This window comes from Streptomyces atratus, from assembly GCF_040655115.1.
In the GTDB taxonomy this organism is placed as follows: domain Bacteria; phylum Actinomycetota; class Actinomycetes; order Streptomycetales; family Streptomycetaceae; genus Streptomyces; species Streptomyces atratus_D.
On sequence record NZ_JBFAJH010000034.1, the window covers coordinates 38,867 to 55,918 of the forward strand.

Genomic DNA, 17,052 nt, shown 5'->3' on the forward strand with positions numbered 1-17,052 from the left:
CGGACTCCCAGGTCGAGGCCCGGCGGGCAGAGGGATCGGCCGATGGGACGCGGTACCGATCGGTCTGAACCAAGGCAACACCCGAACGGGTATCCGAGATAGGTGGGAAGGTGTTGTCTCCGTGTTGCCTATCTCCCTCACCGACCGCTGAACTGCGCTGACTTGGAGCGCCCTCCGCTACGGTCAGGGCAACGCTCACGCACGTCCCATCCCTCAAGGGGGTGCATCGCCGATGCCCGCCACCAGCCCGAGACCGCGGCACTTACTCGCCGCCGTCCGCACCGCGTTCGGCTACACGCTCGCCGGATATGCCAAGGCGCTCGAACAACAGGCCCCAGCAATCGGATACGGCGCCATCGCCTGGAGGCGCGAGAAGATCTCCCGATGGGAGGCCGGAGCAACAGAGCCCGAGCTGCCCGCCCAGCTCGTCATGGCAGACCTGCACGGGGTCGACCCGGACCAGGTCGCGGCGCGAGGATGGCCCGACTGGCTCTTACTCGCCCTGCCCGGACCGGACATCTGGGCCCCGTTCGCACTGGAGGCCACCCTGTCCGCCCTCGACTACCTGGCCGCCGATCCCTCGCGCGCCGATGACGCCGGCACTCCCCTCGTACCGCCCGACGTCCTTCACGACCTCACCGTCCGGTGGACCGCACACATTCAGCACACCATCGAGCGAGGCATCGGCGGCGCCTACATCGGCGTCGAGGTCTCCACCGCAATCCAGGCCCGCCTCACCGCACTGTGGCACCTGGACGACTCACTGGGCGGAACCCCTTGCACCACCAGCGCTCGAGCCGACCTGCGCATGGTCACCCGTCTGCTGCGCCACGCCCGGCACACCGGCCAGCTCACCACCGATCTCCACTACCTCGCCGCTGAATACGCCCGCTTCCTCGGCTGGGCCGAATTCGACGCGGACAACCGGCCCGGCGCGCAACGCGCCTGGCACGCCGCGTTGCGCGCCTCTGCCGAGGTCGCCGACCCCGCCCACAGCGCGTACCTGCTCTCCAACCTGGCGCTGACGGCCATCTATGACGACGACGCCCACCAGGGCACTGAGCTGCTCGCCACTGCCCGTGACATCGCCGGCAGCCGTACAACCCCTTTGGTCGCCGCCATGATCGATACCTGGCGCGTGAGGGCAGCCGCCGCCGAAGGCGACGCTGCAGGAGCGGCAAGGTTCCTGATGACGGCTGAGAAGGAGTTCGACCACGCGCAGCAGGGCGATGAGAACCCGCCCTGGGCGTACTGGATGTGCCGCCCCAGTCACATGGCCGAGACCGGCCGGGCATTCCTCGACCTCGGAGAACCGGCCACCGCGGAGACCCTGCTCACAGAAGGCCTGCAGGCCCTGCCGAAGGGGGCCACTCGGGACCGGATCCTCTACCTCACCTGGATCGCCACAGCCCAAGCACGGCAACAATCGCTCGACGCCGCAGCCGACACCGCATCAACCGCACTCGACCTTGCCCCCCTGGTCGACTCCGGCCGATGCTCCAACCTGCTCGACGACCTGAGCCGAGAACTTTCCCCGCACAGCAAGTCCTCGCAGGTCGCATCCGTCCTTGAACGCCTTCGTAGTGCATAGGCCGTTCCGGAGCAGCACCCGCCCGCCCCGAACGGTTCAGCGCAGATCCCACTCTCCAGTGCTGGGATTCCATGCTCCAGTGAAAGATGGGCCCAGCAGCGGGCTGACGAATGCATGCGCGCCAGGAAAGGCCGTGTCCCACGTTTCGCAGCCGTTTAGGCCGGCGACGTCCTTGGCTGCTTTGGCGTAGCCGCTCGGCCAGGACTCGTGTGGCATCTCGAACTGATGGGGCAGGCGCAGCTCGATGGTGGTGTGGGTGCGACGGATGGCTGCTTCGGTGTGCAGAGCGTGGTGCGCTTCGGCAGCGTCGATGGTTTCGTTCTGGCTGATGAGCAGGATGTCGGCGAGGTCACGGAAGCGGCTGGACGGGCTGCTGGTTCCCCATTCGTACATGGCGCAGATCTTGTCGGCGAGGTGGTCGACGAGGGGGTAGAGCCTGATTTTGGGCCAGTCGGTGGGCCAGGGGAGATCGGGCCGCGGCGTGAGCTGGACGGCTTGCGGGGTTGCGGTGATGTTGCGCTTGGTGACGAGGTCGACGTGGATGGTGTCGACCTTGCGGGTTCCGATGAGGACATCGAAGGGCTGGTTCACGCCTTCGGCGTTGTTGCCGTGTGGCTTCAGCTGTCGGGGCACGAAGTTCAGGTGGTCCCCGAGGTCAGTCGTGGCCGCTTTCAGAAGTGCGGCGAGCGCTTCGCTGGGGTCGCCTTCGAGGCGTTGGAGATCGATGTCTTTGCTGAGCCGTGCGCGGGCCGGGTAGCGGACGAGGAGTGCTTGTCCGCCTTTGAGGAGCCACCCGTCCGGGTCTTCGGTGAAGACCCGGGCGGTCAGTCGCTGGAAGAAGAAGCCGCGCATTACCGCACTAGCGGCTCCGCCTTGGGTTTTGGCGATGGTCTTTGCGCGTTCCTTGAGCGCTCTTTCGAACGCTGCGGGGCTGTTGTAGACCTTGCCGTCTGTCGTGGTGATCGTGACTCCCCGGGCCATCGCACTGGAAAGCCCAACAATAGGGACAATGCAGCGCCACAGCCTACGAGTTAGCCACTATTCCCGTCCGATGCGGGACGAGTTGACTCCTCATCACCTGGGGAGGAGGCCGGCGCCGCGGTTTCATCGTGGTCGCTCAGGGCGGCGAGCGCGGTCACGGCAGCGCGGATACGACTCTCCTGAGACATCGTTCCTAGTGAGGGTCGGGCATCCAGGATTGCCTTTCGCAGCGCAGCATTCGACAGACTCGCGGGGGTACCTGCCGCGTTCTGCGCGCGCAGAACGCTCGCGATCAGCCGCTCCTGGCGCGACACCGCAGAAGAGCCGGCCGCGGCGGCCGCTAGCCCCGCCAGATGGGGGCTCCTCTGCCACAGGCCAGCGTCTCCGAGGCGCTCCGAGAGTCCTGCGAGGGCGCCAGCTGCTGCTGCGGCAGCAGTCTGCGGATCGACCGGGCTCCGCTGAAGGTGCTCCTGGAGTGCTGCGAGGGCGCCAGCTGCTGATGCGGCAACAGTCTGCGGATCGACCGGGCTCCGTCGTACGTGCTCCTGGAGTGCTGCGAGAGCGCCAGCTGCTGATGCGGCAACAGTCTGCGGATCGACCGAGCTCCGTCGTACGTGCTCCTGGAGTGCTGCGAGGGTCGAGGACGGTGCGGACGCGTCGAGGTGAGAAAGATCGGTGCGTAGTAGTGCCTCGAGGGCGAGTTCGGGGTTGAGGGCGGAGGCGAGGGCGGCTCGTTCGCCGGCGGCGGTCATCTGCTGGTCCCTGAGCGTGAAGCCGGCCTGATCTGCCAGGGATTCCAGGAGGTCGGTGCCTTCGGTGGTTCGGGGCATCCCGTAGAAACGTGCGTAGGGCTGGACGCGTGGGGCCAGGCTGCGGGTGTCGATCAGTCCCCGCTGGTCTGCGTCCGCGATGACACGGCCGATGTGGCCTGCGTCAGCCCGGGCGTGCAGGAGGTCGCAGATGGTGCGGTCCACGGTGGTGACCGGCAGGCCTTCGATGACCGTGATGTCCTGCGTCGGGACGACGGCCCGGTGAAAGGAGACGCCCGGCTCGCGGGTCGTACGGCGCCGAGGTACAGAGAGCTCGACGTCGTCGGCCGGGATGTCACCCACGTCGTGGAGCTGGCAGGCGGAGGCGTGGGAGACGACGCCGGAGCGGTCATCCCCGATCCGCCGCTCCCATGCCGGGACGGCGGGGTCCAGCCGCAGCCAGGCCACCTTGATGTCGAGGTGGGCGGCGGGAGTGGCGCCGGGTACCTGGTAGACGCTGCGTGCAGCGCGGTCGAGCAGGTTGGCGTCGGCGAGGCGGGCGAGGTCGACGCGGGAGACGCCAGCAGCTTCGGCCTGGGCTGTGGTCACCAGGCCCCATTGGTCGGCGGCGATGGTGCTGATCGCCCTGATCGCTTCACTCCGTTCCATGCAGCAATCGTAACAACCAAATCCACACGGTGCAGCGTTTGCTACCACTAGAATGATACAAACGCTGCATCACGAATGATCAACTGATACTTTTGCTGTTAACGGTGAAACGTAGGGGGAAGGTCAATGGGGGAGCGGGGCGTCATGCCGGTGGTTCTGCAGGACAACGAGAGCCGCAGCGTCCTGACCGGGACAATCCTGCCGACGTGGGCCCAGGATGCCGTCCCGCAGGCTCGACCGGTCGTCGTGATCGTCATCGGGCAGCCGGGCGCCGGAAAGACCGAGATCGCGGATCTTGTCCAGGCGGTGCTGAACCGCCGGGGTGGCGCGGTGCGGGTCGGCAGCGATCTGTACAAGGCTGCACACCGGAGCTACCCCGAACTGCTGGCCGCCGACGTCCGCACGGCCGGAATGAAAGTGCGGCCGGACACCAGGCGTTGGCAGGCCGCAGTAGAGGAGTACGCCCGGACCCACGGGTTCGACGCGGTGGTTGAGGCGTCCGCAGCCGATCCCGACGACTTCCGCAGGTCAGCTGTCGCATACCGACAGGCAGGCTCCCGCATCGAAGTAGTGGCCGTGGCGACGCCGGAGGCCCTGAGCCAGCTCGGACTGCTGGACCGGTTCCTCACCGAGGCGATCGAAGGGGGCGGCCGGTATGTGTCCTGGGAGAACCATGACGCCTGCGCAAGGGGAATGCTGCGGACACTGGCCGCCATGGAGGCCGAGCAGCTGGTGGACCGGATCACCGTCGTGCGCCGAGACGGCACCGTGCTGTACGACAACGAGCTCGCCGATGGCGCCTGGCGGCGGCGGCCCGCTGCGGACAAGGCGGTGGCGGCGGAGCGGTCGCGGCCGTGGACGGCGCGGGAGACGGCAGTGTTCCGACAGGAGCTCGCCCGCACTGATCAGCGGCTCCACCGTGAACCGCTCTGCGATGACCGGCGCCTGGCCGTCCAGCGGGACAGTGAGCGCGCTGCGGCCCTGGCCGAGCCGGTGCGCCGTATCGCGCAAGCACGCCGCGAGGCGCCTGGGGTCGACTACCACCGTCTGTCGGCCGACGAGCACCGGTGGATCTTCGACGAGCTGATCGCGCCGTCGTATCTGAGCAGCATCACCCCGCGACAGGCCCCCCAAGCGGTGTACGTACTGGGGCAGCCAGGGGCAGGCAAGACGGCGATCGCCCGTTTGGTGAAGCGCGCGATGCGGCCGGGGGCGACGCATTTGGTGGGCGACGACTTCAAGGCGTCGCATCCGGACTACTCGAAGCTGCTGACGGAGAATCCCCGGGGCGCGGGCGCGGCAATCCGTGCCGACTACCGCGCCTGGATGACCGAGGCCGAGGCGTACGTGAGGTCCCGGCGCGGTGACGTGCTGATCGAAGCCGCCCCGGGCAGCACGGAGGCGTTCCTGCACAGTGCTCTGCCGTTCCACCAGGCCGCATACCCGCTCGACCTGGTGATCGTGGCCGTCCGGGAGGCCGACAGCCGCCTTGCGACGGCGCTGCGGTACGCCCGCGCCCTGCAGGCCGGTCTCCCGGCGCGGTTCACCTCTGGCGTCGGGCACGACGTATGTTTCCGGGCCGTCGCCGACATCGTGGAGATGGCTCAGTCGCATCCGGGTGTCGCTGCCGTGACGGTGGTCCGGCGTGATGGCCAGGCCCTGCTGCGCCACGAGGGATCCAGTGGTCGCGGGCGGCAGGCGGCGTGGGCACTGGCGGCGGAGCGGCTCCGTCCGTACACGGAGCACGAGGCCGCACGGTTCTTCGCGCTTCACCGCGCGCTGTGCAGGGCGTTGCCGCAGCACCGCACGGAGCTGGATGAGATCGCCGCACTGGCCCGCCCGCTGATGCCCGCCGGGATGCAGGCAGCCCGCATCGGCCGCCCGCACCCGTCGTCCTGGCCGCTGCCTCTCCCCCGTGCCGGGGATTACGAGCTGGTCAGGTCCTTGAGCTGGGCGGCATAGAGGGCTGCGATGCGTGCCACCTCTTCAGGCCCGGCCGTCTCCAGACTTCCCTGATCCAAGAGCGCGGCCTGCCGTGCGGCCTTCAGCTCCTCCATGCGGGCATCGTCGGGTACCGGGGCCCTGTGCTCCTCGGCGATCTGGGCGTTGTACCAGTTCACCACTGCCCGTACGGCGTCCAGTGCCAGCTGGTCTTCCCCGCCGTCCAGGTGGGAGTAGTCGGGGGGTCCTGCGTGAGGGTCGGACACGGCGTTAGCCACCTCTATTGTTGATCATGAATGGAAATGGCCATTGTCCTCCCGGCTCGTTGCGGCAAGCCAGGCCACCTCACCGCGACACGGCGCGCTCGAGGGGCCGGCACCTGTGGGCACTGCCCCATTCTGGGGATGCTTGCCCAAGAGGCCCCAGGCGGACATAGGTTGGGGCAAGGTGATCATCATTGGGGGGTTGACGTGGCAGGTCGGGATCTGCGGGCGCTGTTCAGCACGAACGACCGGAACCTGGCCACCGAGGAGGCATTCACGAACCGGCAGGCGCAGTGGGAGCTGATCGCTGCCGCGCTTACCGAGCACCTGCGGCACACCGCCGACCCGGCCTTCGACGTCGAGGACCTCGAAGCACCACGGAACAACGTGATGGTCTTCCACGGAGTTGGCGGCATCGGCAAGACCACGCTGTCCCGCAAACTTGAGGCCGCGCTCGGCAGTGCGGAACGCCGGCCCACCCAGTGGGGCGAACCGACCTGGGCCGGCGAGCGGATCCTCCCCGTACGGATCGACCTCGCCCGCTCGGCCGGCACCGACTTCGAACATGTCATCCTCACCATCCGGCTCGCGCTCGCCGAACTCGGCCGTCCCCTGCCCGCTTTCGACCTCGCGCTGCGCCGCTACTGGGAGCACCAGCACCCCGGCGAACCCCTGGAGGAGTACCTGCGCCGTGGCGGCCTCGCCTCCCGGTTCGGTAAGGCACTGCCGCAGCAGATGCAGTCCGCGCTCGGTGACATCGCCCAGGCCCTGCTTCTGCCGGGCACCGTCGGATCCGTCGTCGGTGAAGTGACCGGCTCGCTGGTGCGTGCCCTGCGCGAGCATCGGCAGTCCGTTCGGGCTCTCGCAGGGTGCATGCGCCTGGCCGACCTCTTGCAGGCCGAGCCCGATGTGGACGCCCTGTCGTACTACCCGCACCTGCTGGCCTGGGAGCTCGCCCAGCTCCCGGCGGACAAGCGCATCGTGCCGGTGATCCTGCTGGACACCTTCGAGGACACCGGCGATCGCACTCACCGCGATCTGGAGCGCCTCCTGCAGCGCGTGGTGTGGCTCATGCCGAACGCGTTCTTCCTCGTCACCGGACGCAGCAGGCTGCAATGGGCCGATGAAGGCCTGCAGGGACAGCTCGACTGGACGGGACCTTCAGCATGGCCCGGCCTGGCCACCCACGACATCCCCGCCCCCCGCTCCACGGCCGGTGTGGGGCGAGGGCGGCAGATCCTGATCGGCGACTTCAGCCCCGAGGACTGCAAGGACTACCTCGCCCGCCGCCTCACCCACAGCGGCCGGCCCCTCATCAGCGAACCCCTGCGCACCGTAATCGCCGACCGCTCCCACGGCCTGCCCCTCTACCTCGATCTGGCGGTGATGCGCTTCCTGGAGATCCGCCGCACCGGCCGCACCCCGCAGCCAGCCGACTTCGACGTCGACTTCCCAGCCCTGATCGCCCGCACACTGTCCGATCTCACCCCCGACGAGCGACACGTCTTGCGCTCCGTCGCGCTCCTCGACTCCTTCGACCTGCCCCTGGCGACCCGGGCCGCGGGTATGAGCCACGAGGCTCCGGCTCTGCGCCTGCTGGAGCGGCCCTTCGTCCGAAGGAACGAGTTCGGCCTGTGGCCGTTCCACCTCCATGACCTGATCCGCTCCACCATCCGAACCGCCGACGACCAGACCGATGACCGCTGGTCATCGCGCGACTGGCAGCAGGCAGGCGAGCGGGCCTTCGCGGGCCTGGGCGAGCAGTGGACGACCACCATGGGCCCGGGCCGGGTGCTGCTGGTCGGGTGTCTGCGCCAGGGCCTGGCCGTTGCGCGCGATTTCCGCCTGGACCTCGGCTGGCTCGCCGACGCCGCCTGGGCCTACATCAGCGACTCGGTGTGGGAACCGCTCACCCCTGCAGCCCGGCAGGAGGCCGCCGGCACTCTGGCGACAGCCGCGGACGCTCTGGTGGAGATGCTCAGCGCGCTCGCCCGCCGCCAGCACGAAAACCGGGAGCACACCGCGGAGCGCCTGGCCGCAGTTGTCGGCACCGGGTTGCTGCCCGCCGAACTGCACGAGATGGGTGTCTACTACCTGGCCAAGGCCCAGCGCGATCTCGGACGCACCGAAGCCTCGCGTCGGGGGATGCAGGTCGTGGTCGTCGGGGGCGGCCGCCTCGCACACAACGCACGTCGCGGGTTGTCGCACCTGTCCCGCCTCGCCGGCGACTTCCCCACCGCACTCCAGGCCGCCGAACGACTGGGCTGGGAGGGCCGCCACCACCGTGTAAAGGGCGACGTGTGGTGGGTCCAAGGCGACGTGACCCGAGGCGCCGAGGCCTTCCTGGATGCTCGGCTGGAAGGCGAAGAACACGGGAAGAAAGGTGAGGCGGCCATGTCCCAGTCCATGCGGGCCTTCACGCTCGCCTTTGCCGATCCCCGAACCGCCAACGATGAGATCGAGCTCGCCGAAGAACTCCTGGCTCACGTCGACCTGCGGGCCGCCACCGTGGACGTCCGGATCGCCGTGTCGACGATCACGTATTTCCCCGGCCGGTTGGTCACGTAATTCCCCAGCTTGTCGGTGGTGAAGTGTCGGGTGCGAGGGGCCATCGTCGACTGGTTGGTGGCCTCTGGCAGACTCCGCAAAATGGGAATTTTCAAGCGGGCCAAGAAAGCGGAGAGTGCTGGTCAGGCCGGAGAGAGAGCCGACTTGAGCACGTTGCTGCTGCAGGGTGAGGACATGATCGACCAGCTGGGTCGTGCGCACATGTCTTGGGGGCTGGGATCTGCGGATCGCTGGGATCTCGATCAGACGACCGGCATCATCACCTGGACGTTCCCCGATAAGACGGCGACGGCACCGGCGCAGATCCTCGGCAGCTTCAGCCACACCTCGGGCTCATGGCTGTGGTCCTGGGCCAACACGAGCATCCTCCCCGAGATGAGCCGCGACGCTGGCATCTTCCGGGACTGGGCGGAAGCTCACGGGCATCCCCACCTCGCCCAGCCGAAGATCGAAGTTGATGAGAAGGCTGCTTCGTCACTCGTGGCCTTGGCCGTTCGGGTCACCAAAGCGATCGGCTATTACAAGGGCCCGGGGAACAACTCCGCCGTGATCATCACGTTCGGTCCGGTCACTCTGACCGCCGCAGACGGCAGTGTTTCCACCTTCAACATCAACTAGTAGCGTGTCGCTGCTTAGTTATGGCGTGTCTGGCTGGGAGGTTGGTGTCTGGCAGATTCCTTCCCCCCTGCCAGATAGGACTGTTGTTGTGGGTTCACAGAAGAAGCGGCCGGTCAGGTTGACCGCGCAGGATCGTGAGGAGTTGGTCCGGGTGACCACGACAGGTGTTCGTGGAGCCTCGATGATCATGCGTGCGCGGGTGCTGCTTGCACTGGATACCTCGGTGGGTGACGTGGATTCCAAGGAGGTGATCGCGGCCCGGCTCGGTGTCTCCGGTGAGACGTTGCGGCTGGTCGCCAAGCGTTTCGCCGAGACCGGTGGCGATGTTCACGCCACGATCGCGCGGAAGAAGCGCGACCTCCCACCGGTGCCCTCGCCGGTGACCGGCGAGGTCGAAGCCCGGCTGATCGCAATGGCGTGCTCACAGCCACCCCAGGGCTATACCCGGTGGTCGCTGCGGCTGCTGGAGAAGCACGTCGCGCTGGTCGAGGACATCCCCGATCTGGACCACTCCACCATCGGGCGGGTCCTAAAAAAACGGAACTGCGCCCTCATCTGAAGAAGTGCTGGACCATCCCACCACGAGCGAACGCGGAGTTCGCGGCCCGGATGGAAGACGTGCTGGCCATCTACGCCCGGCCCTACGATCCGGCACGTCCCGTGGTGTGCATGGACGAGAAGCCCTACCAGCTCCTCGACCATGCCCGCGCCCCGCTCCCGGCCCGCCCTGGTCGCGATGCCTGCCAGGACAGCGAGTACATCCGCTGCGGCACGTGCTCGATCTTCGTGTGGACCGAACCCCTTCGCGGGTGGCGTCGCGTTCAGGCACTGTCCCAGCGGACCCGGATCGACTGGGCCGGCCAGGTCAAGCAGCTGCTGAGCGTGGATTACCCCGACGCCGAGGCCGTGGTGCTGGTGATGGACAACCTCAACACCCACGGCATCGCCTCACTGTACGAGGCATTCGAACCAGAAGAAGCATTCGCCCTGGCCCAACGCCTCGAGATCCACCACACGCCCAAACACGGGTCATGGCTCAACATCGCCGAGATCGAACTCTCCGCGCTGACCCGGCAATGCCTCGACCGCCGGATCAGCAACCTCGACAACCTCAACACCGAACTCTCGGCCTGGCAAAACGCCACCAACACCAACCAACGTCAGGTGAACTGGCAGTTCACCACCCACGACGCACGCATCAAACTGCGCCACCTCTATCCCAAAAATTAGCCGCGACGGTCTACTAGCCTGGCCATGCCCGACGCCTGGGCTCTTCAGGGCCCAGGCGCGACCCGCTGACTCTGCGGCCTGTCCTCTTATGAGGGTGCCGTTCCGTTTTTGTCGCCGGGGTTTCGCGGCCGCTTGTTGGGGCGGTAGCTGGGGCCGTTCATGATGATCTGGTGGCTGGCGTTGATCAGCCGGTCCAGGAGCGACTCGGCGACAACCGGGTTGGGAAAGAGCGGATACCAGTCGCTGGGAGCCCTGTTGCTGGTGATGATCAAGGATCGGCCTTGCCGCTCGGAGACGAGTTCGTAGAGGTCATCGGCCTGGGAAGCGGACAGCTGGCGCATCGCGAAGTCGTCGAGGATGAGCACGTCGGGACGGATGAGGTCGCGCATGCGCTTGTCCCAGGTGCGGTCCGCGTGGCCGCCCGCGAGTTCGCCCAGGATCCGGCTGGTCTTGGCGAAGCGGACGTTGGCGCCCTGCCGGATGGCTTGGTGACCGAGAGCTTGCGCGACGTGTGTCTTCCCGACGCCGACGGGTCCGAACAAAATTACGGACTCGCCGGAGTGGAGCCAGCGCAAGGCCGCGAGGTCACGGATCTGGGCGGCGGGCAGCTTCGGAGAAGCGTGGAAGTCGAAGCCCTCCAAGGTGACTTGTTGCTCGAACCTGGCCCGGCGCAGGCGCCGTTCGAGGGCGACGGTTTCACGGCGGGTGATCTCGTCCTGGCAGAGGACCTGGAGGAAGTCCAGGTGGCCGAGTTCGCCGCCCTGGGCCTGAGTGAGACGGGCGTCGAGCGTCTCGAGCATCCCCGAAAGTCGCAGAGTCTTGAGCGACTCGCGCAGGGCGGTGGTCATCACGCTCATCGGGTGGCCTCCTCGGCATCGCCGTGGCCCTGGTCGTCGTGAAGTTCGACTGGCCTCTGGGCGGGGATGTCGGCGGCAAACAGTCCCTCGGGTCCGTGCAGGAAGGCCGCGGCCCCTGCGTCGCCGGTGTCCGGCTCGGGGTCGGTCTCGGTGCCGGCGACCAGGATCCCCTTGACCGTGCGGTAGGACGGGTCCCCGACGGCGGTCGCCTTCCTGCAGGCGGCCTCCAGCCGTGTGTCGCCGTACTTCTTCCGCAGGCCGAGGACCCCTTGGGCGGCCCGGAGCCGGTAGAGCGCGTTGACCTCCAACAGCTGGTCGATCACCTCCCGGCAGGAATCGCCGACCTGCGAGGCTTGGCCGCGGCACCAGATCGGCGTCCGCATCTGGAAAGCGATCTTCTCGGGCGGGTAGTCGCCTCTGTCGGTGCGTTTCCCCTGCTCCAGGGCGGCGTGCGTCTTGACCAGCTCGCCCTCGTGGAAGATCTGCACCATCGTGGCGGTGGAGCGGACGTCGACGCGCCGCCCGACGAGCTTCCAGGGTACCGAATACAAGGTGCGGCCAACCTTGACGTGAATGTCCGGACCGACCGCGGCCTTCGACCATCTGGCCAGCACGAACGGCTCGGGCGGCAGCGGCAGCAGGGCTTCGGCTTCCACCGCCTCGAAGACCGCCAGCGGTTTCGCCCCGCCCAGCGGCCGGCACTGCCGCTGACCAGCTACGTTCCTACTCCAGAGGAGGGCCTCGGCCTGCATGTGCTCCAGCGAGGTGAACTGGCGCCCGCTCCAGAACGAATCACGAACATAGGGCATCGGCCGCTCCACTCTGGGCTTGTCTTTTGGATGAATAGCCCTCGCTGGATCGACCAACGCGCCGTAATACGTGGCGAGTTCGGCGTACGACTTGTTGATTTGCGGGTCGTAGAGGTCGGGCTTGTCCACTCCGGTCTTGAGGTTGTCCGGCACCAGACGCCGCGGGACGCCGCCGAAGAAGCGGAAGGCTTCCACGTGCGAGACGGTCCACGAGTGCTGATCCATGTTCAGCACGGGGCGTACGAACATGTGCCGCGAGGTGGGCAGCACCAACACAAACGCCCAAATCCGGTGCCGCTTACCGGTAGTTGGGTTGAACCACTGCCCCAGGAAGCCGTAGTCGATCTGGGCCTCCGAGCCCGGCTCGACGTCGTCTCGTAGCACCGTGACCTTGGCGCGGGCCGTCTCGTCGGGCAGGTTCTCGGTTGCCCAGCGACGGAACGTCGACAGCGACACCTTCAACTTGCCTTCGTCCCGCAGCCGTTGATGGATCGTGGTGACTGTCGTGGTCCTCAGCAGGTCCTTGACGTACTCGCGGTGCGGCTCGATCTCTCCCCACCTGACTTGGTTCAGCTTCCGGCTGGCGAGCTCCGGGAACCAGCTCTTGAGCAGCTTGGCCCAGTCTGTCTCGCTCATCGGCGGCCCGCCCGGGGTGATCCCGGCCGCCTCCGCCGGCGCCAAGTACTTTCGGATCGTCTTGCGGTCCACCCCCAGCGAGGCGGACACCTGACTCTTGGACCGGCCCGCGTACCAGTGCACGTAGATCTCGACGATATCGACCACGGTGAATGTTCTCCTTGCCATCCGGTGTGCCCGTTGACCTCTCGGCTCGCAGGTCAAGGGACCGCGACGACTCCGAGAGGACAGGACCCTCAACCCGGACACCGGCATGCCCATGGGGAACCCGACCGATTCGCAAGGAAGATCCAACAGCAGCTCAAACCACCCGATACAGGGAACATCAGGCTGGTTCGAGCATGGTCAGCGGCACCGTCACTGGTCAGCGCCCCAGTGGGGAACCGTGACCGCGAGGGTGGGGAATTACCTGACGCTGATCATGCAGATCGCGGGGAAAATTCTGACCGCTCACACGCCGCCCTTCTGCGCGACGCCGGCACCGGCACCGGCTTTGAAGACCGCGCACAGGTACTGGCCGCCGACATCAGCACCTCCGGGCTGGTTTTCGCCCAGGCCAAGCTCGAACTGGCCCTCTCCTTCCACCACGCCATCCGCGACAATACGGAAGGGACCGCTGCCAGCATCAGCCGGCTGCGGGAACTGACCCGCGAGGGCTACTACGCCTACTACGTCGACATCGCCCACTTCATGGCAGGAGTTCCACTCGGCACCTCCTCACAGGCCAGGTGGATCGACGGCGAACGGCCCACCCGCCAGCGGTGGCGGGACCTGGTCATCGCAAGACGGGACGGCCTACGCAACACCCGATGATCACCGTGGCCAGGGCGTCACGCCAGTACACGGAGAACTCGCCGGACCACCGGTGCGGCGCCGCCGTCCGACGACCGCTCCATCCGGACGGTCAGGGGTGGTTTGCGCCGCTAACGACCGATAGGTGCGCAAGATCAAAAAATGTGAGCCGGTGGTGGCCGATCCGAGGCCGTTGACAGTGATCGTCCGGTCCTGAAAGGGCCATGGCCGATCGGGTGTGGTGCAAGATCAGCGGACCGCGGTCGGGGAGATCCTCGGCGGCGCGTCGATCTGTCGTGCCCGCGGCGAGACCGCCCGCGGGCGTGCTGATCCCCTCAGAGAGCAGGCGACGATGGATGACGGCTTCGAACTACGGGGAACAAACGAGAAAGGCGAGGGTGTTTTCGCCACCCGGCCCTTCGGGATCGATGAGACGGTGATGGCCGGTGTCATCGACTGTGAACTGGACCGCAACCACTCGCACGCCTCCCAGGTCGGTGCGGAGCGTTTCGTGTTGCACGGCGGGCTCGTCCCGAAGGTGAACCACTCATGTGAACCGAATTGCGGGATCCGCCTCAATTTCAGCGGTGCGCACGACTTCGTCGTGAACACCCATAGTCGCCGACGAGGAGATCACTTTCGACTATGCGATGCGGAACTACTCGGTCGACTACTTCGCCGCCCCCTGCCGGTGCGGTGCGCGCCACTGCCGTGGCCGCATCACCGGCTGGCGGGATCTACCGACCAGGCGCAAAGCGGACTACCACCGCTTTGTCGCCCCCTACCTCATCGAGATCGACCACCGGGCCCGCACGGCGCTGGCCGCCCGCCTGGACGGGGGTTCCCGTAGGGGGCGCCGCACAACAACGGATATGACTGGCAGGGCATCTGAGCTGCCGTAATGTGGCCGTTTGCCTGACTGGTCGCGCGGAGCCGGGAGGCGACTCCCGGCTCCGCGCGACCCGGCGCAGCGTTCAGTATTGTTCGGTCTCGACGAAGCCCGCGTCCGCGTCGCCGAAGGCGTCGGCGGCGGCGATCGGGTCGAATCCGGGCGGGCTGTCCTTGAGGCCCATGCCCATGCCGGCCAGCTTCGCCTTGACCTCGTCGATCGACTTCGCACCGAAGTTGCGGATGTCGAGCAGGTCGGCCTCGGAGCGGGCGAGAAGCTCACCGACCGTGTGGACGCCCTCGCGCTTGAGGCAGTTGTACGAACGGACCGTGAGCTCGAGCTCCTCGATCGGCAGCGCCAGATCGGCGGCGAGCGCGGCGTCCGTCGGGGACGGGCCCATGTCGATGCCCTCGGCATCGATGTTGAGCTCGCGCGCCAGACCGAACAGCTCGACCAGGGTCTTACCGGCCGACGCCATGGCGTCACGGGGACGCATGGCCTGCTTGGTCTCGACGTCGACGATCAGCTTGTCGAAGTCGGTGCGCTGCTCGACACGGGTCGCCTCGACCTTGTACGTGACCTTGAGCACCGGCGAGTAGATGGAGTCGACCGGGATACGGCCGATCTCCTGGCCGACCTGCTTGTTCTGGACGGCGGAGACGTAGCCGCGACCGCGCTCGACGGTCAGCTCCATCTCCAGCTTGCCCTTGCTGTTCAGCGTGGCCAGGACCAAGTCCGGATTGTGGACCTCGACACCGGCCGGCGGGGCGATGTCAGCAGCGGTGACCAGGCCGGGACCCTGCTTGCGCAGGTACATCACGACCGGCTCGTCGTGCTCCGAGGAGAGGTCCAGCTGCTTGATGTTGAGGATGAGGTCGGTGACGTCCTCCTTGACGCCCGGCACGGTGGTGAACTCGTGCAGGACACCGTCGATCCGGACGGACGTGACAGCCGCACCCGGGATCGAGGAGAGGAGCGTACGACGCAGGGAGTTGCCGAGGGTGTAGCCGAAGCCCGGCTCCAGCGGCTCGATCACGAACCGGGAGCGGAACTCGTCGACGACCTCTTCGATCAACGAAGGACGCTGAGCAATCAGCATGGGGTGGTGCCTCCAGATTTCGGCGCCCGCTATTTGACGCCGTAGACACCACACGGTATCGGCAATACGACCTCACAAGAGGCCGCACCGCCCGACGCCGCCAGGTGCCGGCTCAGCCGGCGGGACAGGAGAGTTGCCCGAAGCGCGCGGCGCCTTTGCCGTCAGGCCGCAGACCGGCGCGGTGGTGAGACGAAGAGGCCGAGTGCCTGCTGCCACGGGCCGGGGCGCCATGCGATGGCGACCAAGAGCACGCCGCGCCCGCAGAACAGGGTGCGGGAGTACGACTCGTTGACCAGGCCCTGCTCGAAGAACGGGTTGCCCGCCTGTTACGCGGCGAGGCGTACGTGCTTGAGGTCGTCCATCGAAAACGGCTGCTGCACGGGGACCACCTCAGCGACGGGGGCGGGGCGGCGGTGCCGCCGTGATCTTCTCCTGCTCATGATCTGGTCAACGGCCGCGGACCGTTCCAGGTGCCGCTGGACTTTAGAACGGGTGCGGCTCGCCACCGGCGGGAGCCTGCGCCTGCCCGGCGGGGCGGGACTCCGCAGCAGGGGCCTGTCCCTGGCGGGGCGGGGCGCCGCCGGCACTGCGGGTGACCTTGGTGACGGCCGCCTTCGCGTAGGTGAGGGAGGCCGCGACCTCCTCGGCGTCGACCTCGACGACGGTGCGGCGCTGGCCCTCCTTGTCGTCGAAGGTGCGCTGCTTGAGCCTGCCGTTGACGATCACGCGCATCCCACGCTGCAGCGACTGGGCTGCATTCTCGGCGGCCTGGCGCCAGAGCGAACAGCGCAGGAACAGAGGCTCCCCGTCGACGAACTCGCTGCGCTCGCGGTCGAAGGTGCGGGGGGTGGACGCGATCGTGAACCCAACAACGGGGATACCCGAGTTGGTGTACCGCAGTTCGGGGTCGGCGGTCAGGTTGCCCACCACCGTCACCAGCGTCTCGCCCGCCATGACTACCGTCCCTTCGACCTGCCGCACCGTGGATGAGCCCACCGTACCGGCGGGCAGTGACAGTTCGGCCGAATCGGTGGCCGCAGCCGTCCACTCCACGCGATCATGGCGGTATCTGCTGCCTTGTGGGAGGGAATCCGCTGATGTCCAGGAAGACACCGGCCCGCAAACTGATGGCGGGCCCGGCCCGCGACCAGGTCGCCACGGAATTGCGGAAGAGGTACGAAAACGGTGACTCCGTTCGTTCCATCGCCGAAGCCACGAACCGCTCCTACGGCGGTGTACACCGCCTCCTCGCCGACGCCGGGGTGACCTTCCGCTCCCGCGGCGGCGAGACGCGCAAGAAGACCGGCGCCTGACCGTTCCCCGACGCGGCCTCGGCCGTTGAGTCCTGCGCGGGCCGCCG

15 protein-coding genes and 1 pseudogene are annotated in these 17,052 nt (G+C 67.4%); 9 read left to right on the forward strand and 7 right to left on the reverse strand.

Annotation, left to right across the window (positions count from 1 at the left end; genetic code table 11):
* The first annotated feature begins 232 nt into the window (after positions 1–232).
* Positions 233–1,591 (forward strand): transcriptional regulator, encoded by a 1,359-nt coding sequence (locus AB0I23_RS28540; RefSeq protein WP_359113487.1) that lies wholly within the window; start codon positions 233–235, stop codon positions 1,589–1,591.
* A 36-nt stretch (positions 1,592–1,627) separates the two neighbouring features.
* Here AB0I23_RS28540 and AB0I23_RS28545 read toward each other — a convergent pair whose 3' ends face one another.
* Both AB0I23_RS28545 and AB0I23_RS28550 read right to left on the reverse strand, forming a co-directional pair.
* Complete coding sequence (locus AB0I23_RS28545) at positions 1,628–2,572, reverse strand: nucleotidyl transferase AbiEii/AbiGii toxin family protein (protein ID WP_330481479.1); 945 nt, start codon at positions 2,570–2,572, stop codon at positions 1,628–1,630.
* A 50-nt stretch (positions 2,573–2,622) separates the two neighbouring features.
* Positions 2,623–3,990 carry a type IV toxin-antitoxin system AbiEi family antitoxin domain-containing protein gene (locus AB0I23_RS28550; RefSeq protein ID WP_359113489.1) on the reverse strand — a complete coding sequence of 456 codons (1,368 nt, stop codon included), beginning with the start codon at positions 3,988–3,990 and terminating at the stop codon, positions 2,623–2,625.
* A gap of 144 nt (positions 3,991–4,134) precedes the next feature.
* Between AB0I23_RS28550 and AB0I23_RS28555 the strand changes: the two genes are divergently transcribed.
* On the forward strand, positions 4,135–5,952 hold the full coding sequence (locus AB0I23_RS28555; protein ID WP_359113491.1) for a zeta toxin family protein: 1,818 nt from the start codon (positions 4,135–4,137) through the stop codon (positions 5,950–5,952).
* Here AB0I23_RS28555 and AB0I23_RS28560 read toward each other — a convergent pair.
* Positions 5,916–6,197, reverse strand: coding sequence for a hypothetical protein (locus AB0I23_RS28560; RefSeq protein ID WP_267010014.1), 282 nt, complete (start codon positions 6,195–6,197; stop codon positions 5,916–5,918). The two genes, AB0I23_RS28555 and AB0I23_RS28560, sit on opposite strands and share 37 nt — an antisense overlap.
* A gap of 204 nt (positions 6,198–6,401) precedes the next feature.
* Here AB0I23_RS28560 and AB0I23_RS28565 point away from each other — a divergent pair, with 204 nt between their 5' ends.
* From AB0I23_RS28565 to AB0I23_RS28580, 4 genes are all read left to right on the forward strand, one after another.
* The gene (locus AB0I23_RS28565; RefSeq protein ID WP_359113493.1) at positions 6,402–8,762 is read left to right on the forward strand and encodes an ATP/GTP-binding protein; all 2,361 of its coding nucleotides are present in this window, start codon (positions 6,402–6,404) and stop codon (positions 8,760–8,762) included.
* A gap of 81 nt (positions 8,763–8,843) precedes the next feature.
* Entirely contained in the window at positions 8,844–9,380 is a 537-nt protein-coding gene (locus AB0I23_RS28570; RefSeq protein WP_359113495.1) for a DUF6882 domain-containing protein, read from the forward strand.
* Positions 9,381–9,561: 181 nt separating this feature from the next.
* Positions 9,562–9,939: a helix-turn-helix domain-containing protein gene (locus tag AB0I23_RS28575; RefSeq protein ID WP_359113497.1), complete on the forward strand. Its 378-nt coding sequence runs from the start codon at positions 9,562–9,564 to the stop codon at positions 9,937–9,939.
* Positions 9,828–10,610 (forward strand): IS630 family transposase, encoded by a 783-nt coding sequence (locus AB0I23_RS28580; protein WP_359113499.1) that lies wholly within the window; start codon positions 9,828–9,830, stop codon positions 10,608–10,610. Before AB0I23_RS28575 ends, AB0I23_RS28580 begins: the two co-directional genes overlap by 112 nt.
* 86 nt (positions 10,611–10,696) lie before the next feature.
* Here the strand turns inward: AB0I23_RS28580 and istB are convergent, their stop codons facing one another.
* Both istB and istA read right to left on the reverse strand, forming a co-directional pair.
* The gene (istB, locus tag AB0I23_RS28585) at positions 10,697–11,467 is read right to left on the reverse strand and encodes an IS21-like element helper ATPase IstB (RefSeq protein WP_267007350.1); all 771 of its coding nucleotides are present in this window, start codon (positions 11,465–11,467) and stop codon (positions 10,697–10,699) included.
* Positions 11,464–13,059 (reverse strand): IS21 family transposase, encoded by a 1,596-nt coding sequence (istA, locus tag AB0I23_RS28590; RefSeq protein ID WP_359113501.1) that lies wholly within the window; start codon positions 13,057–13,059, stop codon positions 11,464–11,466. Before istA ends, istB begins: the two co-directional genes overlap by 4 nt.
* Positions 13,060–13,287: 228 nt before the next feature.
* Here istA and AB0I23_RS28595 point away from each other — a divergent pair, with 228 nt between their 5' ends.
* Positions 13,288–13,725, forward strand: a complete 438-nt coding sequence (locus AB0I23_RS28595; RefSeq protein WP_359113503.1) for a hypothetical protein — start codon at positions 13,288–13,290, stop codon at positions 13,723–13,725.
* A gap of 629 nt (positions 13,726–14,354) precedes the next feature.
* The gene (locus tag AB0I23_RS28600) at positions 14,355–14,606 is read left to right on the forward strand and encodes a hypothetical protein (RefSeq protein WP_359113505.1); all 252 of its coding nucleotides are present in this window, start codon (positions 14,355–14,357) and stop codon (positions 14,604–14,606) included.
* A gap of 72 nt (positions 14,607–14,678) precedes the next feature.
* On the opposite strand, the gene AB0I23_RS28605 is transcribed toward AB0I23_RS28600, so the two are convergent.
* Together AB0I23_RS28605 and AB0I23_RS28610 are read right to left on the reverse strand one after the other, a co-directional pair.
* The gene (locus tag AB0I23_RS28605) at positions 14,679–15,692 is read right to left on the reverse strand and encodes a DNA-directed RNA polymerase subunit alpha (protein ID WP_359113507.1); all 1,014 of its coding nucleotides are present in this window, start codon (positions 15,690–15,692) and stop codon (positions 14,679–14,681) included.
* A 495-nt stretch (positions 15,693–16,187) separates the two neighbouring features.
* Positions 16,188–16,646: pseudogene (locus tag AB0I23_RS28610) on the reverse strand (single-stranded DNA-binding protein); the annotation flags it as partial.
* Positions 16,647–16,789: 143 nt separating this feature from the next.
* Here AB0I23_RS28610 and AB0I23_RS28615 point away from each other — a divergent pair.
* On the forward strand, positions 16,790–17,005 hold the full coding sequence (locus tag AB0I23_RS28615; RefSeq protein ID WP_327259792.1) for a helix-turn-helix domain-containing protein: 216 nt from the start codon (positions 16,790–16,792) through the stop codon (positions 17,003–17,005).
* Positions 17,006–17,052 lie beyond the last annotated feature (47 nt).

Coding starts and splice junctions, on each gene's coding strand:
- AB0I23_RS28540 (WP_359113487.1), top strand. CDS start 233: ATGCCCGCCACCAGCCCGAGACCGCGGCACTTACTCGCCGCCGTCCGC.
- AB0I23_RS28545 (WP_330481479.1), bottom strand. CDS start 2,572: ATGGCCCGGGGAGTCACGATCACCACGACAGACGGCAAGGTCTACAAC.
- AB0I23_RS28550 (WP_359113489.1), bottom strand. CDS start 3,990: ATGGAACGGAGTGAAGCGATCAGGGCGATCAGCACCATCGCCGCCGAC.
- AB0I23_RS28555 (WP_359113491.1), top strand. CDS start 4,135: ATGCCGGTGGTTCTGCAGGACAACGAGAGCCGCAGCGTCCTGACCGGG.
- AB0I23_RS28570 (WP_359113495.1), top strand. CDS start 8,844: ATGGGAATTTTCAAGCGGGCCAAGAAAGCGGAGAGTGCTGGTCAGGCC.
- AB0I23_RS28575 (WP_359113497.1), top strand. CDS start 9,562: ATGATCATGCGTGCGCGGGTGCTGCTTGCACTGGATACCTCGGTGGGT.
- istB (WP_267007350.1), bottom strand. CDS start 11,467: ATGAGCGTGATGACCACCGCCCTGCGCGAGTCGCTCAAGACTCTGCGA.
- AB0I23_RS28600 (WP_359113505.1), top strand. CDS start 14,355: ATGCGGAACTACTCGGTCGACTACTTCGCCGCCCCCTGCCGGTGCGGT.
- AB0I23_RS28605 (WP_359113507.1), bottom strand. CDS start 15,692: ATGCTGATTGCTCAGCGTCCTTCGTTGATCGAAGAGGTCGTCGACGAG.
- AB0I23_RS28615 (WP_327259792.1), top strand. CDS start 16,790: ATGTCCAGGAAGACACCGGCCCGCAAACTGATGGCGGGCCCGGCCCGC.